We start from the raw sequence: 19465 nt of genomic DNA on the forward strand, positions 1-19465 counted from the left end.
TGATAAAAAAACGATCAAAAATCATAACAATGATAAATATAATATTGTTTATCCTCGTTATTTTTTTGATCTTGTTCCTACAATTCAAACCGATAAAAATGAATGAGTGGTCCATTAGCAAAGGAGAATTGAAATGAAATTATTCAGCATCAGTAAAAGCTTAATCATAGGAATGAGTGTAATGGTTAGCATGGTATTGACGATGAATACTGCGGGGGCTGAAGGAACGGCATCCCAGGCGGTAAGCGTGATTTTTGACGGGATCAAATCCCCGTTATCGGCAGGATATCCCTATGCAGAGAATGGAATGACGATGCTCCCATTCCGCATCATCTCCGGTAAACTGGGGACACAATCGAGCTGGAACGCAGCTACGAAGGTGCTAACCCTTAAGCAGAAGGAGAATAATATTATCCTTACTGTAGGTTCTTCCTATGCCAAAGTAAACGGAGTGCCTACAGCTCTCGGAGCCAAAGTAGTACAGAAAGACGGGATGACGATGATACCCCTAACGGTTGTCAGCGATCTTCTGGGTGCAGAAGTTGAAGTAGATGAATTGATTCAAAGCGTACATATTCATACACCAGGCAAAGAGCTTGGCAAGCTGGACGATTTCGGCAGAAAAATTCGTACAACAAACCTGCCGAAGAATTATAAGGACTACCCTTATATTCTGGAAGACATCCCAAATGAGATGTATGAGATGAAAAATACCAAAAATTACGTTGCCAAGGAAGCTGACACTGGGGCAAAATTGTATGCTACTAAAGAAGTGACAAGTGAAGGTATAGCAAAGGTCATAAACCGGATGAATATCGGATATAATCTACGCTTAAATGTTGATTATAAGACCATCAATCCGGCAAGTTATGCCCGGGAAGTCTTTAAGTATGAGAATCAGTCCGTATCTATCCGGGAAGATGATATCAGAAAATATGCCGAATGGGTGAAGAAGAACAGAATTCAGATTGAAGGGTCACTCGATCCGGAGCCTTCGGTCATGTATTATCCGGGAACTGGGGATTATCGTGTCCGGTCCAAGTTCCGGTTCAGAATTAATAGTTTTACAGAGTATAAAGATTTGATGCTTGATGAGTATTTTTCGACCACACACTATATGAACAATGAGAGATTAAAAAAGGGAGTCTGGTATGAGGGTTACGCAGATATATCTGTGTCCACAAATTACTATAATGGGGACCCATTTGAGCACATCGCATTAGATGCATTTTCCAGTTTGTTTGAAAATTCTATTAAGTATGAAGTGAAGTGATGGAAGATGCGGAACAAGTGTCTCGTTAGTTTAATATCTTTATTTTTAACTTCTTTGTTACTGACTCCATTTTTAGATATTGCGGAGGCTGCTTTTACTGCTAAGTTTAAAGATGGGGCGTTTAAGTATATAACATCCTCTAATGAAGCCACTTCAAGCATCCGCTTTCAAACGGTAGGCTGGTACATTCATACACAGCCAACCTGTAACGGTTCCGGAAGTGGGGAGCAATGTGACCCAACATCATTACCGGTTAACAAACGGTTTAAATTGCAGGATTCCGGCGGAGGACATATAGAATCGGAAACTATTGCTGATGGAAAGGTGACTACAAACTTTGCTTGGACCAAAGCCGAGGTTCTGGATGCTATCGGTAAAGCAAAAGCGGAACAAGTCATCTCTGAAGGTACTCCTTTATATGCCAGTGCCATTATGCGCGTAGTCACAGGCCCAAGGTCGAACCCAATCCAGGTATCAGGTCCCTACCATACGTTATACGATATCAGGCATGCAGAATCTTGGGCCAATCCCGGAGATTTCAGACAATATTTTGATGTCACTGTACCTTTTGAAGGGGAAGATTATCCCGTTACTATGATTCTTAAGCTTTCCAACGGGACGGTCGTAAGTAAACAATTAATCGGTAATTATAAGGCGGGCTTTACTATAACCAAATCTTTCCCGCTAACCGTTGAATCTGGAGGACAGTCCTATGCGATTGACCAATCTTGGCTTTCACCGGTTCTGAGATCAGGCGAACAGCTATATATTCAGCGCAAATCTGCAAATGATCCAGGTTTAGTTCAGCGTAACTTTAAGGTGTATGTAGGCGGAGTTAATATGGTAGCCAGTTACAAAAAAGTAAATACCCCTCCGGATCCGGGTGGAGGAGAAGGATCCGGTGAATGCACATTTACCATTGAACCGCCTAGCACCGCCGGATCGCCGCAAACATCCTTTATGGAGCCTAGCGCGAATGGAGTCATTAAGGGTGACGATTCAGCGAATGGAATTCATTTTGAAGCACCTATAGGCATTCCTACTTCAGAGAGCTTATATGCTAATGTCTGGGGCAGAAATTATTTGTTTGACCATACCTTTGCCAATATGAAAGGTCAAGTCCGCTACTCCTGCAAAGTAGAAGTCACTTACCCTACGAAGTGGGAGGAAGCGCAGCCGGATCTTCCGGGGCCTGATAATACAACGATTCCCCAGTTGCCGCTGCCTAAAAGTTCATCTTTCAAAAAAACGTACACCTTTGACTTGACCCCAAGAGAATATGCTTACTGGCAAGTAGACAAGTTATCTGTCTATCAAATTGAACAGGCTCGAATGGCAAACTATGCACTGCCTGGAGGGGAAGTGACCCTATACCCCAACAATTATGAAGAGCCTGTAGTTGATCTTGCCAATAGCACAGAGGTTGAGGACCATGTTGTTCCTAAAGAGACAGGGAGTTTAACATTTACACCGGATGTAGTGGATGGAGGCGATCACGAGCCAACTGAAAATGATGTTGATGATACAGCAACACTCAAAGAGCTGGCAGAAAGCCAAACCGAAGATCCTGAGGTTCAGAATGACCGTCTAGTCTTTAACGGGGAGACGATTATGGATGATAGTGTTGCTGAGGGAACCGGACCCGCTCCGGGAAGGATTCCAGATCCACCCATGATCGGAGACGAAGTGCTCTATGAAGGCGGGCTGATGATTAACAGATACTTGCTTAACCGGGCAGATACAATCAGTACGGGGACAATCTATTACACTATGCTACCCGAAAATGTGGATGGAGAGGGGGATAAGGAGTATCCCATTTCCCCGATTAACTCCGTGACAGTCCATACCCCAGTCGTCAATTACTCCCAGCTTCCTGATGACAACCGGCCGTTCGACCAGCGGATGGCGCCGGATATGACACGGACAGTGCTGATTCTGGACCGGCCCTTCACCGTATATTTTACGGAGAGTGGTCAGCATCTGGGGATTCCGGGGTATGGCAACCGGGACTACGGTAAATATACGAAGGATAAACGTATTCAATTTCCGTTCGGGGTGTTTCATGGCAAACAATACTATCCCGACAATACCTGGATATCTATTCCGGTTGGCACTCCAGCTATGACTTTTACCCTGCCGACCTGGGTGAATGAAGGGGACTATACTGTGCGTACGCAGTCCTGGGCAATTAATGCTCCGTCAGACGGTGAATATCTGTGTCAACAGAACCTGAATGGAGATCTTGTCAATTACTGTGCAGCGGAAAGCTTCAACGTGGGTGTGGTGGGCCGGTTGTTTGATTTTAGAATCTGGGACATTGGTGATTTCCGGTTTGAAAAGGTATTTCGTAAAGGAACGGGCACTCTTGCGCATAGTACTGCAATGTACTATACCGGCGGCAATGATGAAAACGGAAATCCCACGGCTTTGAGCGGACAGCCACAATGGCAGCTGCCGATCCGCAAGGGCTCTCATCCCACGGAGCAATTGACGGTACCGCATAACGGGTATTCCTTTCTGTTTGATTTTCGGACCATCGGGAATCTGTGGCAGCCGGGCGAGGGGATAAGGATTGAACCCAGCTTCTACTTCATCCCGAAGACCGGAGGTGCTGCGGCCCCTGTAGATCTGTACTATGACATTTCCGGGTCGCAGAATAAGATGATTGGGGTGGGCTCTGCTAAGGACAAGCTTAGCTATAGCCGTACTTACCGCCTGGCAGATGGCTTGCGGAATATTGCGGATGGTGAGCTATCCACTTCAGCCAGCTACGAGTATAACTATATACTCACCCAGGAGGAGCGGGAGAAGAAGCCGTGGATCAAATTCTACCCGCAATATCTGAAGCGCAAAACCAACATTGGAGAAGGTTATAATCTGGAAGTCCTGCCCTACAAATCCCGTACCTTGGTGGGTCCAACAGACATCCCGGTGGAAGTTGATCCAATTACGGCTGTCCGCAGTGTTCAGCACTGGTATGGCGAGTATAACCTGCCCATTGCCCCGTATATCCTGCCGAAAGGAACGAACCTGCTCAATCTTGCGAATCACTACGGGGGGGCACTGGACGGGCATGAGCCCGAATTCATAACCGGCGGCTACATCCTTGTGAAGTTTGAAATCTACACCTTCAAGAACGGAGATGCGGATACGCGGATTCTGGGTTACAAGGCGCCGATTGCGAATATGTGGGCGATCGAGGGACAGATGACAGGCGCTACAGATGAACGGGGACAGACCTTTTACTTTTCATCCGGGGATATTATGCTCTTCGAATCAGATTTCTCGGTGCGTAATGATTATCTGGGGCAGGGTAGATAAGATATTGAATTAAATTACTTAGTAGTTAAATATAATATTTAAAGGGATTATATATAAGATAATTGAGTCCGTTGACCGATAATAATGGAAGAGCAAACTGATGCTATATTAATGAATTTGGAATTTCTCATAGAGTTACAGGACTTTTCAAATTCATTTTTATATAAAAAAAATTAATCAAAGGAGCGGTTAACTATGGCAAGCCCTAAAGTTACATTGGACTATGAAGGATTGAAGAAGCAGGCAAGTGTGATCCTGAAACAAAAGGCGGATTTCGACACCTTAATTAAAAACGTAAAAACTACCACGCAGAACCTTAATCAGGTATGGGATGACGCTGCTGCCAAGAATTTCACGGAAAAAGTTAATGCTATGGACAAAACGTTTAAACAGTTCTCTGAGGCACTGAAGGGTTTGGGAGATCACATGAACAATGTATCCGATAAATACAAAGAGCTGTCGCAGGCAGTCATTAAGGCGCAATCCGGCTTCTAAAATGATTCATTCATACCCATACTCCATGAGCTTTACTACATAAGAAGGCAATTAGCTATGCAGAACGCTGCATAGCTAATTTTATGAGCTGCAAGCGGGGAGGAAGCATATGGCTTCAGCAAAGCTTATATTTGATACCGATCAGGTCCGGCGTCTGCAGACGAAGATCGGACAGGTGAGTCAAGATACGAACCGGCTGTATCTGCAGATGAAAGGCCAGGCGGGGAGTTGGAGCGGTATTCCAGTGGGAGCCCATCTGATGAAAGCCCAAGTGCTAATGAACGAATTAACCGTAGAAGCAGAGAAGCTGGAGGATATTATCCGAACTGCCCTTAGGGGTGTCGAAGGACTCCAGGCGGAGAATACACGGAATGCGGACCAGGTGACACAGCAGTTTAGTTTATTTGCAGGGATGCTCGGGAGGTATGGAGCACAAGAGGTGGGGGGACGGAGTTCAATCCCGCCTGCTGCGTACAATGCGGCTACGAATCTAATCCGTTCGTTCGCTGCCCTACCGGGACGGGATGAGCTGGATAGCGATCCTGCGGTGAAGCAGCTCCGGCTGACCATCCAAACCTCAGGGCCGGGAAGCTTGGGAGCTATTGCTGCGCAGAGCAAGCTTAAGGATATCTTCACAGCACGGGATCAGATTGCTAAGGCACAAATGGCTTATAAAGTCTACGAGAGCTTTGGGAACAAGAGTCAGATGAATGCAGTGCATCTACAGGCAGAAGAAGCGCGTCAGACACTGGCTTCGCTGGGGATAGATGAAGTGCACTATACAGTGGGTAAAGACCTGAGTATGTGCTTCAAGCAACCGACGCTTCAGGCATGTGATTACGATCCCTCCATCTTAACAAAGAGTGTGCCGCTGCCAAAGAATGAATCCTATCTGCTGCTGCTGCGGATGGCCATGGAGCCTGGAGATAAAGGCGGGTGGGCGAAAGGCCAGTTGCAGGCTATACATGCAGGAGGTATCATGCCAGATTTGGCAGATTGGGAGAGTCAGCCGGCCAAAAAGGATTTTATCGATAAATACATGGTGGACCCGCTCATTGAACTATTTACAGGAGAGAAACCGCAGCCCAAGACGCAACTGGAGCAAGTGCTCTCCGCCCAATTCTATGGGATGCAAATCGAGCAGCAATTCGTACTCAGTGATCTCTCCAGCGAGTTCGAGTCCGTCTTGCGTGGAGCAGCGAGTGCAGACCGGATTAGCGAAGTCTTCGGAACGGGAACCGTTAATGTAAAGACCGGAACGCAAAAGAACAGACAAATAGAGCCTGACGCTGGAATAACTGGAAGCTCTTTTGGTAAGATGAAAGCGTTGGATGAGGTAGAGGGCATGGGGCCCGCGAAACCTTTGCTGGAGGATTTCGATCCTGGGGTTAGAGGGGTTGGGGGAACAATTCAAAGCAAGAGATTTACTGGTTCTGGAATAAAGGATTATGATAGTGCAGCAGAAGCTGAGTATGCAGCAATAAGAAATATGAAAATGAAGGACATTGAGAATTTGGCACAAAATACAGGACTAAGTATTGCGGAAATAAAAACTATGAAGAAGCATTTGTTTTTTTGCAAACATCAAATTCCTCAACCAGGTGGAATAGAGTTTAGACTTGAACGATTCGCTGCCGATGATGAGATTGCCTTTGCTTGGAGAATAGCTCAACAAGGGGATTTATCTGCTAAACAAAAAGAATGGTTCCAGCAATTAGCAGCGCACGAGCTTACAGAACGAAATTATATGGCAGCAGGTCAAAAGTATCGAACGCTTGAATCATGGAACGAACTAAAGGGGAGATTTGACGGGTATCCACCCGGTGCGCATGAGAATGCCCCCTCTCAACCAAACTGGACTTTTCCTGGATATGAAGAATACTATTTTAAAAATTTGTTTAAATGAGCGAGGTGACGTTAGGTGGGGGAACTACTCAATAATGCTGTAAACCGTATATCCTTAATCGATTTTGAAAAGGCAGGGAATAAATTTTGTGAATCGCATCACGTATTAATTAGTGAATATTTTAGGAGGATTAATGTAGTGCTGGATACATTATCTATTAGTACTGATAACTACCCATTAATTCGTATTGCTAGCATTCTTCAAAAAAGCATTCATATCGATATAATGAAAGCTTGTCCAATTCTCGAAGACATTAATAATTTGTACATAAAAGCAATATGTTATTACCATTTAGAAATTTGTTCATTAGTAGATGAGGGTGTTGATGAAGCGAACGAATATAGGGATTTGTACGAGCCGATGTTAAATTTTATAGAACGAGGTGGAAGTTTCTACATCCGACAAGGCGAAATGCTGGTTGGTACCTCGGCTTATCCTCTAAATTATTGGCGTGAGTTACAAGTTACGAAGCAAGATATTAGTGAAGCTAATTTGGACAGAGCGGATGGGAAGACAAGGAGGATATAATTAACGTAGGTACAAAAGGTGCTTATGAAACTAACACCACCACACCTGGGCGGGTTTGAATAAAGCTGTAAAAATAAGGTTTGTTACAGAGTTGTTTTATCGTTTTAGGGTATCTTAGATCGAAATAACTATCTTAATAATCTGGAGTTGCAAGAAGGAGTAGCACTTTATGGACGATTGGGAATATGAAGAGCTATTTGAAGCAGTGAATAGAAATTACAATAATTATCTTGAACAAAATTTAAGTGATCAACTTGCCCTTGCAAGAACATCCTATGATTTTGAGACAGTTCGAAAAGAAGGGATATTAGAGGATATTATAGTTTCTACAGCGATGGGTGAAATAATTTTGTCGCACCAAAAAGTTTTTATCGGCAATTTAAATTCTATTGAGGAATTATTAATCAATTATAATCCCAATGAGTTATCAGGACTTATATCAATTGAAGATCTTACTGATTTGACTACAAGAATTAATAATGTGTTAATTTCACTTAAAGAATTACCTGTTGATTATAATTCCTTCATAAGAGATAAGTGATGAAGCTTTAGATAAAATTGACCAAGATAATAGTGGGAATTAGTAAAGTAAGTTGTTATTGTATTGTGAATTTTCTGAGAAACAATTTTGCTATTTCTTTACGCAAAGCAGGTCCTCTATCGATATACAATATCATAATGGACTTGCTTTTTATTTTGTTTATTGAAAAAACCATCCTTAACTTTTAATTGAAAATTTCTGTCTCTAGGTGAATGAAGTAGAGGTGAAGTAAAGTGCTATGGAATTATAAAGAACTTGAACAGTTTATTGCGGAAGATTTTGAAGAATTTTTGAAGGAAGGCTTATCATTATCGCAAGTCACAGAAAAATTGCTTGTTGAATATCATCGTGGAATCTTAAGGAGTAACGTTGAAAAACTAGTTGTTTATTTGACAGTTGCTCTTCTTTCTCTTGAAAAAAATTATATTAGAGAAGATATACAATTTGAATTAAATAGTATTATTGATATTTCCTCCACAACCTTAAAGCAAGAATTAGCAGCCGAGGATGCTAAGAAGGTTTTGCAGGATATTGAAAAATATAATCAAAAGTTGATGAATGGGGAGAAGAGGGGGAACATATGAAAGATTGGAGTTATACAGAATTTAGTAAATACATACGTGAAGTTTTTAATAATTCAATAAGTGATGGACTAAATACTCTCCAAGCAGGAGGAAGATGTTTGTACGAGTTATCCAATGTTATAGAGGAGGGGGAAGTTGAGAATATTATATTTTATGTTTGCCTAGCAGATTTACAAATTGATAAAGGTGTAGTCTCACAACGAATCCTCGATGAAGTGAAAAATATTATTAAGGATTTTAATATTGATAAATTAGCCAATGAGTTAGAGATGGAAGATATTGAGGATTTGAGCAGACTTACTCAAAAAGTGAAGGTTAAGCTATGTATTTAATTGATGCAAAAGAAAGAATCAATAGTATTAACTGGGATTTGGCTGGTGGAAATTCACCAGAAGTACAGGCTGATTTGGCTTGTGAATTTTTACGGAGATTAGCTTGTTTTTTTAAAGAGGAGGGGATTAGGCCGATAAAACCTCTGGCTGCAAATATAGCAAAGCTATTAGGCGACAAAGACGAAATAGATATTTCGGAGTATTGTAGCTTGGAAGTTTTGGATTTTTTAGGAGAGAATACATATGTAAAAAATATTGTTCAGTATTATTTACATCTTGCTATGTATGCTGATAAAAATCCAGATAAATATGAGTATTTAAGAATATATGATCCATTATTTAGAATACTCGAAAGAGGAGGCATGTTCGTGCTTAAAATAAATAGTTTAGATATAGTAAATGGGGCGCATATCCCCTTAAATGGATGGTATGACAATTTTATAACCATGAATCCTATCGAGATAGACGGGTTTGAATGAGTTTGAGGTGTAAATTATGTGAGAATCGAAATATAATAGTAGTATATTTTGAATTTCCCAAAAATAGGAGGACTACCAAATGACTAAGACTGATTTCGCAGCGTACCAATGGATGAATGAGGGGAACATCAGGTTTGAGGATGACAGTATTATAATAGAGGCCACTGCTAACAGTGATTTTTTCTGCAATAACGGGGCGGTTGCGGAAGAAGGGCTGACGCCTGAGAGTCTGACCAACGCGCCTTTCTTCTATACTGAAGTATCCGGGGATTTCGTGCTGCGGGTGAAGGTGAGTCATGACTTCCGGGACACGTACGATTCTTCTTCCATTATGATTATGCAGGATCTGTCGGTCTGGGCGAAGGCTTGCTTCGAGCTGACAGATTTTGATACCCACGCAGTGGTCAGCGTAGTTACGAACCAGACCTCGGATGATGCGAACGGCTGCAATATTGAGGGCAATGAGGTATGGCTGCAGGCCGCCAGATCCGGGAATGCCTTTGCTTTTCATTATTCGACCGACGGCGTACGGTTTGACATGATGCGTTTCTTTAACCTTCCGGTGGGAGACACAGTCAAGGTTGGGTTATTGGCGCAGGCCCCTACTGGCGATGGCGGGGATAGAATCTACAAGCATTTCTCACTGGAACAGCGGACGGTGAAAAATATAAGAGCCGGCATATAAGCCGGCTTTTTTTCGATGAACCAGCTGCTCCTGCCGGAGCTTAGCTCGAACCTTTGGCCTGTCTGGGCCAGATGAAATAGGTAACAGTGATAATCAGGTCAATGCCGACCACCACGGACCATACAGTCAGGATACTTAACAGCGCCTCCGTGCGGGCGGCATCGTCGATCCACAATATCAATCCATACAGAATACCGGCAGCGAGCACAAAAGAGAGCAAGTGCTTCACCCAGCCCTTGAAATAATGCTTGGCATGGTCCATGCCGTAACGCTTGGCCGGCTTCGTCCCTTGCTTGGTAACATAGTAGCGGAAGCGTTCGTCGGCCCAAGCGATCATGCTTTTACCGAATACAAGAGACACAGAAATATACACAGCCGCAAGCGCATGGGCTGTCGTAGCGGTAGCGCCCCGTGCCAAATCCACGCCGGAAATCAGTAACAGTAGGATATCGAGGACCGGAGTCATCGCCAGGAAAATTAGCCCCAGTGTAGGCCGCTTGAAGATATAACGTGCTGTAAAGCCTGCAAGAATGACCACCCAGAACAAGACCTCACAGGTCACAATCGCCCATGCCACCAGATTCATATAGCACCCCTTGTTATTGTTGATAGTAGTTATAGCCTAGTCGAAGTATAACAGCGGTCTTTAAATAGTACAACCGTATTATTTAAATTGTGCTTATTATTTCGGGTATGCTACAATATGGTCATGCCAAAAATTGTAGATCATTCCGAACGAAAATCGAATATTGCTGAAGCCACCTGGCGGGTCATTATCCGGCAGGGAATCAAAGGGGCTACGGTGCGTAATATTGCTGCCGAGGCGGGTGTATCCTTGGGTGCGCTGCGCCATTATTTCTCTACCCAGCAAGAATTGCTGGAGTTCGCTATGAATCTGGTGAAGGAGCGCGTAACAGCGAGGATTGTGGACATTATGCAGTCGGAGCTTCCTCCGCGGGAGCAGATTATGAAGGTGCTGCTGGAGCTGCTCCCTACAGACGACAGCAGCATGGCTGAGATGGAGGTATGGTTCGCATTTACCTTCCATCTCAAGACTGGCGGGGAGAAGCCTGTTGAGCTTAATGATGCGATCTATCCGCTGATTGTGCAGATTATTGACTACCTGGATCAGCACGCACTCTTTAAGCAGGGGCTGGATAAGGGGGATGAAGCTGAACGGCTGTATGCTCTGATTGACGGCCTGGCCCTTCATGCCATGCTGGAGCCTGACAGGATGAATAAACAACGTGTGATCCGGGTGCTGAATGTTCATCTGGAGTCTATCTGCACTCCAAGTACGACATAACAGTCTGGTTCTGTATAATGTTCTATCCCTGTCTCAGAATCACTAATTTCCCCCGAACCTTCCGGGTCTCATAATGATTATGCGCACCTACTATCCCCTGCATTGTAAACGGGAAAATCTCCTCCACATGCACCTTAAGCTTATGCTCGCGGACTTGCTGGATAATGGAAGCCAGATCCTTTGGGTTCGGCTCGATATAGGCAAACTGGGCCTCGATTCCGCGAACCTTGGGGTGGGTGGTGATCATCGGGTCTACCAGGGAGATTAGCCTGCCGTTGTCCCGCAGAATCTGAAGGTTCTTCTGTTCGGTTGCTCCTAATCCAGTGTCCGCATTAATGGAAGTTTCTCTCACCATATCCAATACAATATCTACTGTGCCGGTTGCTTCTGCGAAATCAGTGGTCGTGTAGTCAATAACCTCATCGGCTCCAAGCTGCCGCACAAATTCATGATTATACTCCCGGGCGGTGGCCAGGACATAGGCGCCGTGCTGCTTGGCCATTTGCACCGCAAGATGTCCTACACCTCCAGCGCCAGCGTGAATAAGAATCCGTTGGCCCGGGTGCAGCTTGCCGTACTGGAATAAGGACTGCCAGGCAGACAAGGCAGAGGCGGGCAGGGCGGCAGCTTCCTGAAAGGAAAGCTCAGGCGGAATAACAACCGCTGAGTTCTCTTCCAGAGCTAAGAAGTCTGCGTAACCGCCGCCGGACCTGGAGAGCCCCATGACGCGGTCGCCCACCTTCAGCCGTGACACATTTTTCCCAATCGCCCTCACTATTCCGGCTACTTCTACTCCCAGCACATGGGGGAACTGCAGCTGCATCAACTCCTCGAATGCGCCTGAGCGCACCAGTTGGTCAGCGGAACTGACAGTTGTGGCGTACATTTCAATGCGCATCTGAGTCTCGGTGATAGCGGGAGTAGGGAGTACCTCTTCTGTGAATACTTCGGGATTACCATAATGCTGAATAGCAATTGCATGCATAGCTAAATCCTCCGATCCGTGTATTTTGAGCCTCTGTTGATTTACGGGTAGACGTTCACTATAATGATCCTACCAGTGTGGTATAGCTGCATCAATTGCTAGAATTTCGGAATGTGTTCAGTATTGTACAGAATCTGTAGAAGTGTTCAAATCAATTCGAACGGGGCGAAGAAGGGGTTATTTATGGATAGAAGGATACGTAAATCGCAGGAGGCTATTATTGAAGCCTTTATCCAGCTGATTGCAGAGAAGAACTTCGAACAAATTACGATAAACGAAATAGCCGAGCGGGCCAATGTAAGCCGGGGCACCGTTTATTCGCATTATACCGACAAATACGATCTGCTGGACCAGTGCATCAGGACACATTTTGTCAAGCTGATTGACAGCTGTCTGCCGTGCGGCGAACAGGCGCTGTTTCCTACTGAGGCGGCTCTGCACTATACGTTCCGTTACCTCGATGAGCATGCTTCGTTCTATGCAGCGGCGCTGGCTAACCAAGGGGTTCCCGCGTTCCGAAATCGTCTGCAGGCGGTACTGATACGGGGATTCGACAAACAGATGGATATGGGCGGCATTAACAAGATGATGGACAAGGGAATCCTGGTGCAATTTCTGGCTGTGGCAATGACCGGCATGATCGAACAGCTGGTTACGCGTGCAACGCCGTATTCAGCAACAGAGCTATCCGGGCAATTGTGGGCACTCATGGAGCGTAACCAGATGGTCCCGCCGTCCGCTCCGCTTTCTATTTCTACCAAATTGTTCTAGAATGAATAGGTGCATATAGCAACCGGTTGGTGGGAACTGCCGGATTCAGAGAGGAGCAGAGGATTAATGAAATACCGCAGATTAGGTGGGACCGGACTTAAGGTCAGTGAGATTAGCCTGGGAAGCTGGTTGACCTACGGAGGATATGTGGAGCAGGACAATGCCGTTAAGGCCATTGAAACCGCTTACTCCCTGGGCATTAATTTTTTTGATACCGCGAATGTCTATGAGAAGGGGGCGGCGGAAAAGGTGCTGGGAGCTACCCTGAGCAGCTATCCGCGCGAATCCTACGTGCTGGCGACCAAGGTGTTCGGGGTTATGGGCGACGGTCCCAATGACCGCGGCCTGTCCCGGAAGCATATTACCGAGCAATGCCATGCCAGCCTGAAGCGGCTGGGCGCTGAATACGTGGATCTGCTCTATTGTCACCGGTATGATCCGGAGACCCCGATCGAGGAGACGCTGCGGGCGCTGGATGATCTGGTCCGTCAGGGCAAGGTGCTCTATGTTGGAGTCAGCGAATGGACAGCGGCGCAGATGACCGAAGCCCTTGCGGTTGCCGACCGGTATCTGCTGGATCATATCGTGGTCAATCAGCCGGTCTATAATATGTTCGAACGTTATATCGAGAAGGAGATTATCCCGCTTGGGCAGCGCAAGGGAATCGGACAAGTTGTGTTCTCTCCGCTCGCTCAAGGCCTGCTGACCGGCAAATACAGCTCAGTCTCCGAGATTCCGGCAGACAGCCGGGCTGCCCGGCTCGACTGGATGCGCAAAGGAATTACGGAGGAGAAGCTTACGAAGGTTCAGGAGCTGGGCAAGGTGGCCGCTGAACTGGATATCTCAGTAGGCAATCTGGCACTGGCCTGGATTCTGCGTCAGCCGAATGTATCCAGTGCCCTGGTCGGCGCGAGCCGCCCGGAGCAGGTGGAGGAGAATGTAAAGGCTTCCGGCATTGAGCTGAATGAGGATATACTGGCCCGAATTGAAGAAATTATCGGTTAAGAGAGAGGGAGGATACAGATGAAGGTTCTATTTATCGGAGGTACGGGACTTATCAGTCAGGCGGTTTCCCGGCTGGCAGTGGAACGGGGAATAGAACTGTATCTGTTCAACCGTGGAGAGCGCAGCGGCTTCGTGCCTCAGGGCGCTCAGGTGATTCAGGGCGATATCCGTGACAAAGAGAAGGCAGCCGAGGCGCTGAAGGGGCATGACTTCGATGTTGTTGTGGACTGGATTGCCTTTACGCCGGAGCATGTGCAGACAGATATTGATCTGTTCACAGGCAAGACGCAGCAGTATATCTATATCAGCTCGGCTTCCGCATATCAGAAGCCCCAGCGTAATTATCTGATTACCGAAGAGACTCCGCTGGTGAACCCTTATTGGCAGTATTCCCGGGATAAGATTGCCTCCGAGCAGCTGCTTCTGGAAGCGTATCAGAGCAGCGGCTTCCCGGTGACCATTGTCCGTCCATCCCATACGTACGGAGATACAGCTATTCCGGCGGCGCTGACCAGCTGGAGCCATCCATGGTCTCTGGTGGAACGCATCCGCAAGGGCCAGCCGCTCGTTATCCATGGCGATGGTACCTCTCTATGGACATTGACGCATAATACGGATTTTGCCAAAGGCTTCGTTGGATTGCTGGGACTTCAGGAGGCGATTGGAGAAGCGGTTCATATTACCTCGGATGAGGTACTGAACTGGAATCAGATCTATGCGGCCATCGGGGAGGCAGCCGGCCGTGAGCCGAAGGTTGTACACATGTCTACGGATTTCATCGCTGCGAATACCCCGCCGGGAACAGCGGACGGGCTGATCGGGGATCAGGCGGTCAGCAGTGTGTTCGACAACAGCAAGATCAAGCGTCTCGTTCCTGACTTCGCCGCTACTGTGCCGTTCGCTGAAGGGGTGAAACGGTCGGTTGCCTGGTTCGAAGCCCATTCTGAATTATGCACAGTTGACCAGGATTGGTCCAAGATGCTGGACGGATTGATCGCCAGGCACGGCGTCGATGCAAAGCTGCTTAGCTATTACGTGTAGAGAGAACTAATAGTATCTATCAGAATATTTCTTCATACCGGAACAGGTGCTGTCCATAGAGGATGGTGCCTGTTTGTGTATAAGCAGTGTCAGGTTATAACCCAGGTATAGCATGAAACCCGGATTCGTGAATATACTCTGACTACCGAAATCCCCACGAGTAAAGGAGTCCTGGTCATGCCGACACATCCTTACGTCTCCCGTTTTTTTGTGAATACCGATGCACGCCGTGACAAGCTGATTTATGATTTGCCGAAAGCCTGGTGGAGCCGCCCATATGAATATGAATGGTGTACCCATTTCATCTCACCGCATGATGTCGTGCTGGATGCCGCCTGCGGGATCTCTCATCCGCTCAAATTCTATCTTGCCGAGCATAGCGCTGAGGTCTATGCCTGTGATAAGGATGCCCGGATTCTGTCGCATGAAGCGATTATGCAGAATATCACCGAGGATGTCGGAGCAGCTGCAGCCCGTCAGGTGGAGGCCGGACCTGTGAACAGGCTGCACTTGGCCCAGGCTGATTTGACCTCACTGCCTTATGAGGATGAGAGCTTTGATACGGTTTTTTGTATCTCGGTGCTGGAGCATCTGTCTGTGCAGGAAGCGGTCCTGGCCGTCCGTGAGTTTCATAGAACGCTTAATGGAGAAGGACTGCTGGTGCTGACCTTTGATCATCCGACCGTCAACCTGCCGCGGATGAATGAGATTCTGCTCCAGGCCGGATTTCAGTATTGGGGCGAGACGGATTTCAATCTTCCGGCAGATGCCGTGCGTACAGACCAGTGGGGCGGCCTGAGCTGCTTCCGGGCAGTGCTTAAAAAAGCGCAAATCTAGCAAAATTCACCCATCATTTGGTTGTTTCCTTCCATTGTAGTAGAATAGCTTCAAGGGCAGAAGAAAGAAGGAGACAATCTCATGGGGATGATCGGCAATTACCTGACTGTACATGCTGAATTGCTTCAGCTCTGGAGGGAATAGAAGAAGCCTGGCTGAGGGAACACTACCCTTTCCGGCAGATGATGGAGGAAGGAATCTACCCCCTTATGGAGGATGATGAGGCGAAAGAATTCTTTGATTATATCTATACGTATTTCAAGGCCATCCGGGAGTTCTATCAGCAGGCAAGCGCGAGTGCATCCTGCGTTGTGTTCTATATTTCCTAGTCATAGTCATTATTATATTACATTAGAAAAAGGAGCTAGAGAACGTTGCGCAGATATGCTGTTATATTCATGATTCTGCTTCTGCTGGTCCCCGCTGCGGGGATAAGTGCCCAAGGGACTGCTCCGCAGGAGGAAATCCGTCTTACGTTTGCCGGGGATATTCTGCTGGACGGCTTTGTCGGCGACCAGATTGCCAAGTATGGCGTAGATTTCCCGTTCGCCAAGGTGGCGCCTGTGCTGAAGAAGGCCGATCTTGCTTTTGCCAATCTGGAGACTCCAGTCTCTGTGCGCGGGGCTGCGGCCAGCAAGACGTTCGCCTTCCGTTCCAAGCCGGCGGCACTTGCGGGATTAAGTAAAGCGGGGATCGACGGCGTGAGCGTAGCCAATAATCATATTCTGGATTACGGCCGGACCGCGATGCTGGACACGCTGATTCATCTGGATAAGAACAATATTGGACACACCGGTGCGGGTGCCAATATGGATGAAGCCTTCAAACCGTATGTCAAGACCGTCAAGGGCAAGCGGATCGCCGTTCTGGGTACAAGCCGTGTGCTGTCTGACCCTTCCTGGTATGCAGGCAAGAACAGCCCGGGAGCAGCCTCAGCTTATACGGCAGAGCCGCTGCTAAGTGCGATTAAGAAGTCTGCCAAGGATAATGACTATACGGTTGTCTATATTCACTGGAATCAGGAATTCAAGGATTACCCGGAAGCGTATGCGCGGAAGCTGGCCAAGCAGATGATCGACAGTGGGGCAGATATCATCCTGGGCGCGCACAGTCATTGTCTGATGGGTATTGAATATTACAAGCATAAGCCGATCTATTATTCACTGGGCAACTTTGTGTTCAACCGTTCTACACGGGGCGGAGACAAGACCCTGCATTCCATGCTGGTTAACTTCACCATTAACCCGTCAGGGGTAAACAGCAGCATTACACCGGTCAAAATTATTGGCGGCCAGCCGAATTTCATGGGGGATGCCTACAATAAAGAAACCATCAAGAAGCTGAACCAGCTCTCCTTCAATGCGAAGATTGCAGCGAACGGGGCAGTCAGTGAGAAGCTGTGAAATAAGCCGGCGTAACAGTTCTTATCCATGAATCTGTATGATCCATCTCTTATAGCCCGGGGAGCCGCTTCCTAATCCTCCCCGGGCTGTTTTGCGTTTTCCCGGTATTCTTCATTTTGTGCTATTCATTCTTAGCATTGTGCTAACAGCGCGGAGTGAATCTGCTCTACAATATGAATATTAGTTCTATAGAATAGCTGTAACGAATTCCATGCAGAGGATGTCCAGTGAATGATGCCCAAGCTTAAGAAGTACATGCCTTTCACCTATAAAATGATGATTCCTTATCTGCTGCTGGTTCTCCTCACGGATGTGTTCATCGGCTATATCTCCTATTCCATGCTGACGGATTCCAGGACAGAGATGGCCGAGTCCAACATCCGCACAGGTATGGAGCAGTCGAGGAACAATATCCGCTATCAGATGGATGAAATACAGCGGATGTCGGACAACCTGTTCGGCAGCCAGCCGTTCCAGCGTGCGCTTGAGCTGAAGGGGACGCCGTTTGAGATCTATCTGACGATGCTTGACGAGATTATCCCCCAGATTACCGCGCCGCTGCAGCTGTTCGGGAACAAGATCCGCTTCATGCTCTACACCCCGAACCCAGATCTGAACATTGTGTCCGGGGATAATCTGGATGAGCCGATCATTACCAGCGATTACTACATTCTGCCGCTGGACGATATTACAGGCAGTCCATGGTATCGCTCGCTGAAGGATTCCAAGCGTGATAATTTGTGGCTGCAGATTGATACGGACCAGAAGCTGGGCAACCTCTCGCATGTACGCAGACTCGTCAACTTCAGTGATTACAAATCTCTGATCGGTTATGTGCGGATTACGGTATCGCTGGAGGACCTGTTCGGCGGCTTCGACACCTTCCCGCTGGAGGAAGGGATTACGCTGCGGCTGGTGGAGGAGACCACCGGGGACGTTCTGTTCCAGCGGGGTCCCGCCAATAATAGCAGCCGGGAGGGGAGCTTCCTCAGGCTGCAGGAGCAGATTCCGGGCAGTAACTTCATAATTGAAGCGATGGTTCCGCATAAATATCTCACTCAGGATGCCGGACGCCTGCGCCGTGTGATTATCGCAGTCTGCAGTCTGAGCTTCCTGGTTATGACCTTGATCGGGTATGTGGTAGCACGGATATCGGGACGCAAAATGAGCCGGATCGTAGGCCTGGTACGCTCCTTCCAGGACGGGAACTTCCAGAAGCGCATCCGCTTCTCCGGTAATGATGAATTCGTGCAGATCGCGGATTCCTTCAATGATATGGCCTCCAACATCCAGGGGCTGATCAACAGCGTGTATGTGCAGGGAATCCAGAAGAAGCAGGCGGAGCTGGAAGCCCTGCAGGCACAGATTAATCCGCATTTTCTCTATAATACGCTCTCTACGATCAGTAGCCTTGCTAATCTCGGGGAGATCGGCAAGGTCACGGAGATGGTCCAGGGGCTGTCCCGGTTCTACCGGCTGACGCTCAATCAAGGCAATGTCTATATTGAACTGGAGAAGGAGCTGGACCAGGTGGCTACTTACTTGGAGATCCAGCGGGTCAAATATGCGGATGCCTTCACGCTGCACGTGGATGTGGACGAGGAGATTCTGCACATGCAGGTGATTAAGCTGCTGCTTCAGCCTTTTGTCGAGAATATATTCAAGCACGCCTGGTTCGGTGAGACCATCGCCATCCGGCTGACCGGCAAGCGGGTGGGGGACAATATTGAGCTCAAGGTAATTGATAACGGGATTGGCATGCGTCCTGAAGTGGTTAAGCGTATGATGCAGGGGCCGAGCCAGTCAGGCGGTTACGGTGTGAAAAATGTGGATGAGCGGATCAAGCTCAGATACGGCGATGCTTACGGGGTGAGCATTGCCAGCTTCTACGGAGGCGGGACAACCGTGCGGCTGCTGCTCCCTGCCGGGCTTCAGGGTGATGAGGAGCTGTAAGACTTAGGGTCAGTTACACA

General features: G+C 47.2%; 20 protein-coding genes. 18 read left to right on the top strand and 2 right to left on the bottom strand.

The annotated features are described in order from the left end of the window. The first annotated feature begins 133 nt into the window (after positions 1-133). From MKY12_RS08000 to MKY12_RS08045, 10 genes are all read left to right on the top strand, one after another. Entirely contained in the window at positions 134-1273 is a 1140-nt protein-coding gene (locus MKY12_RS08000; protein WP_339255069.1) for a copper amine oxidase N-terminal domain-containing protein, read from the top strand. Between the two features lie 960 nt (positions 1274-2233). Next, a complete protein-coding gene (locus MKY12_RS08005; RefSeq protein WP_339255070.1) occupies positions 2234-4594 on the top strand; it encodes a DUF5704 domain-containing protein in 2361 nt (786 codons plus the stop codon). Between the two features lie 195 nt (positions 4595-4789). Next, positions 4790-5089, top strand: coding sequence for a WXG100 family type VII secretion target (locus MKY12_RS08010; protein ID WP_076079049.1), 300 nt, complete (start codon positions 4790-4792; stop codon positions 5087-5089). A gap of 109 nt (positions 5090-5198) precedes the next feature. Continuing rightward, entirely contained in the window at positions 5199-6995 is a 1797-nt protein-coding gene (locus tag MKY12_RS08015; protein ID WP_339313393.1) for a hypothetical protein, read from the top strand. 138 nt (positions 6996-7133) lie between these two features. Beyond that, the gene (locus MKY12_RS08020) at positions 7134-7523 is read left to right on the top strand and encodes a hypothetical protein (RefSeq protein ID WP_339255072.1); all 390 of its coding nucleotides are present in this window, start codon (positions 7134-7136) and stop codon (positions 7521-7523) included. 169 nt (positions 7524-7692) lie between these two features. Beyond that, on the top strand, positions 7693-8064 hold the full coding sequence (locus MKY12_RS08025) for an Imm3 family immunity protein (protein WP_339255073.1): 372 nt from the start codon (positions 7693-7695) through the stop codon (positions 8062-8064). Between the two features lie 233 nt (positions 8065-8297). After that, positions 8298-8648: an Imm3 family immunity protein gene (locus tag MKY12_RS08030; protein ID WP_339255074.1), complete on the top strand. Its 351-nt coding sequence runs from the start codon at positions 8298-8300 to the stop codon at positions 8646-8648. Beyond that, complete coding sequence (locus tag MKY12_RS08035) at positions 8645-8980, top strand: Imm3 family immunity protein (protein WP_339255075.1); 336 nt, start codon at positions 8645-8647, stop codon at positions 8978-8980. Before MKY12_RS08030 ends, MKY12_RS08035 begins: the two co-directional genes overlap by 4 nt. Beyond that, complete coding sequence (locus tag MKY12_RS08040) at positions 8971-9459, top strand: hypothetical protein (protein WP_339255076.1); 489 nt, start codon at positions 8971-8973, stop codon at positions 9457-9459. The genes MKY12_RS08035 and MKY12_RS08040 overlap by 10 nt, the downstream gene beginning before the upstream one ends. A gap of 79 nt (positions 9460-9538) precedes the next feature. Continuing rightward, positions 9539-10144, top strand: coding sequence for a DUF1349 domain-containing protein (locus MKY12_RS08045; protein ID WP_036721478.1), 606 nt, complete (start codon positions 9539-9541; stop codon positions 10142-10144). A 40-nt stretch (positions 10145-10184) separates the two neighbouring features. Here MKY12_RS08045 and MKY12_RS08050 read toward each other — a convergent pair whose 3' ends face one another. Further along, positions 10185-10730, bottom strand: coding sequence for a hypothetical protein (locus tag MKY12_RS08050; protein ID WP_076079043.1), 546 nt, complete (start codon positions 10728-10730; stop codon positions 10185-10187). Between the two features lie 123 nt (positions 10731-10853). Here MKY12_RS08050 and MKY12_RS08055 point away from each other — a divergent pair, with 123 nt between their 5' ends. Then, positions 10854-11450 (top strand): TetR family transcriptional regulator C-terminal domain-containing protein, encoded by a 597-nt coding sequence (locus tag MKY12_RS08055; protein WP_339255078.1) that lies wholly within the window; start codon positions 10854-10856, stop codon positions 11448-11450. Between the two features lie 22 nt (positions 11451-11472). Here MKY12_RS08055 and MKY12_RS08060 read toward each other — a convergent pair whose 3' ends face one another. Then, positions 11473-12435, bottom strand: coding sequence for an NADP-dependent oxidoreductase (locus MKY12_RS08060; RefSeq protein ID WP_339255079.1), 963 nt, complete (start codon positions 12433-12435; stop codon positions 11473-11475). Between the two features lie 183 nt (positions 12436-12618). On the opposite strand from MKY12_RS08060, the gene MKY12_RS08065 reads away from it, so the two are divergent. From MKY12_RS08065 to MKY12_RS08095, 7 genes are all read left to right on the top strand, one after another. Then, positions 12619-13206 carry a TetR/AcrR family transcriptional regulator gene (locus MKY12_RS08065; RefSeq protein ID WP_209872679.1) on the top strand — a complete coding sequence of 196 codons (588 nt, stop codon included), beginning with the start codon at positions 12619-12621 and terminating at the stop codon, positions 13204-13206. Between the two features lie 66 nt (positions 13207-13272). After that, positions 13273-14211, top strand: coding sequence for an aldo/keto reductase family protein (locus MKY12_RS08070; protein WP_209872675.1), 939 nt, complete (start codon positions 13273-13275; stop codon positions 14209-14211). 18 nt (positions 14212-14229) lie between these two features. Next, on the top strand, positions 14230-15252 hold the full coding sequence (locus tag MKY12_RS08075; RefSeq protein ID WP_339255080.1) for an SDR family oxidoreductase: 1023 nt from the start codon (positions 14230-14232) through the stop codon (positions 15250-15252). 177 nt (positions 15253-15429) lie between these two features. Continuing rightward, entirely contained in the window at positions 15430-16089 is a 660-nt protein-coding gene (locus MKY12_RS08080) for a class I SAM-dependent methyltransferase (protein ID WP_339255081.1), read from the top strand. Between the two features lie 131 nt (positions 16090-16220). Continuing rightward, positions 16221-16418 (top strand): DUF1877 family protein, encoded by a 198-nt coding sequence (locus MKY12_RS08085; RefSeq protein ID WP_339257397.1) that lies wholly within the window; start codon positions 16221-16223, stop codon positions 16416-16418. A gap of 45 nt (positions 16419-16463) precedes the next feature. After that, the gene (locus tag MKY12_RS08090) at positions 16464-17492 is read left to right on the top strand and encodes a CapA family protein (protein ID WP_339255082.1); all 1029 of its coding nucleotides are present in this window, start codon (positions 16464-16466) and stop codon (positions 17490-17492) included. Between the two features lie 231 nt (positions 17493-17723). Beyond that, positions 17724-19445 carry a histidine kinase gene (locus tag MKY12_RS08095; RefSeq protein WP_339255083.1) on the top strand — a complete coding sequence of 574 codons (1722 nt, stop codon included), beginning with the start codon at positions 17724-17726 and terminating at the stop codon, positions 19443-19445. The last annotated feature ends 20 nt before the right edge of the window (positions 19446-19465 follow it).

The sequence above is a fragment of the Paenibacillus sp. FSL M7-0896 genome, from assembly GCF_037975415.1.
Classification (GTDB): domain Bacteria; phylum Bacillota; class Bacilli; order Paenibacillales; family Paenibacillaceae; genus Paenibacillus_AQ; species Paenibacillus_AQ silagei.

Bases quoted from the DNA above. Each gene is read 5' to 3' on its own strand.
- MKY12_RS08000 (WP_339255069.1), top strand. From the start codon at position 134: ATGAAATTATTCAGCATCAGTAAAAGCTTAATCATAGGAATGAGTGTA.
- MKY12_RS08005 (WP_339255070.1), top strand. From the start codon at position 2,234: ATGGAGCCTAGCGCGAATGGAGTCATTAAGGGTGACGATTCAGCGAAT.
- MKY12_RS08010 (WP_076079049.1), top strand. From the start codon at position 4,790: ATGGCAAGCCCTAAAGTTACATTGGACTATGAAGGATTGAAGAAGCAG.
- MKY12_RS08015 (WP_339313393.1), top strand. From the start codon at position 5,199: ATGGCTTCAGCAAAGCTTATATTTGATACCGATCAGGTCCGGCGTCTG.
- MKY12_RS08025 (WP_339255073.1), top strand. From the start codon at position 7,693: ATGGACGATTGGGAATATGAAGAGCTATTTGAAGCAGTGAATAGAAAT.
- MKY12_RS08035 (WP_339255075.1), top strand. From the start codon at position 8,645: ATGAAAGATTGGAGTTATACAGAATTTAGTAAATACATACGTGAAGTT.
- MKY12_RS08040 (WP_339255076.1), top strand. From the start codon at position 8,971: ATGTATTTAATTGATGCAAAAGAAAGAATCAATAGTATTAACTGGGAT.
- MKY12_RS08045 (WP_036721478.1), top strand. From the start codon at position 9,539: ATGACTAAGACTGATTTCGCAGCGTACCAATGGATGAATGAGGGGAAC.
- MKY12_RS08050 (WP_076079043.1), bottom strand. From the start codon at position 10,730: ATGAATCTGGTGGCATGGGCGATTGTGACCTGTGAGGTCTTGTTCTGG.
- MKY12_RS08055 (WP_339255078.1), top strand. From the start codon at position 10,854: ATGCCAAAAATTGTAGATCATTCCGAACGAAAATCGAATATTGCTGAA.
- MKY12_RS08060 (WP_339255079.1), bottom strand. From the start codon at position 12,435: ATGCATGCAATTGCTATTCAGCATTATGGTAATCCCGAAGTATTCACA.
- MKY12_RS08065 (WP_209872679.1), top strand. From the start codon at position 12,619: ATGGATAGAAGGATACGTAAATCGCAGGAGGCTATTATTGAAGCCTTT.
- MKY12_RS08070 (WP_209872675.1), top strand. From the start codon at position 13,273: ATGAAATACCGCAGATTAGGTGGGACCGGACTTAAGGTCAGTGAGATT.
- MKY12_RS08075 (WP_339255080.1), top strand. From the start codon at position 14,230: ATGAAGGTTCTATTTATCGGAGGTACGGGACTTATCAGTCAGGCGGTT.
- MKY12_RS08080 (WP_339255081.1), top strand. From the start codon at position 15,430: ATGCCGACACATCCTTACGTCTCCCGTTTTTTTGTGAATACCGATGCA.
- MKY12_RS08095 (WP_339255083.1), top strand. From the start codon at position 17,724: ATGATGCCCAAGCTTAAGAAGTACATGCCTTTCACCTATAAAATGATG.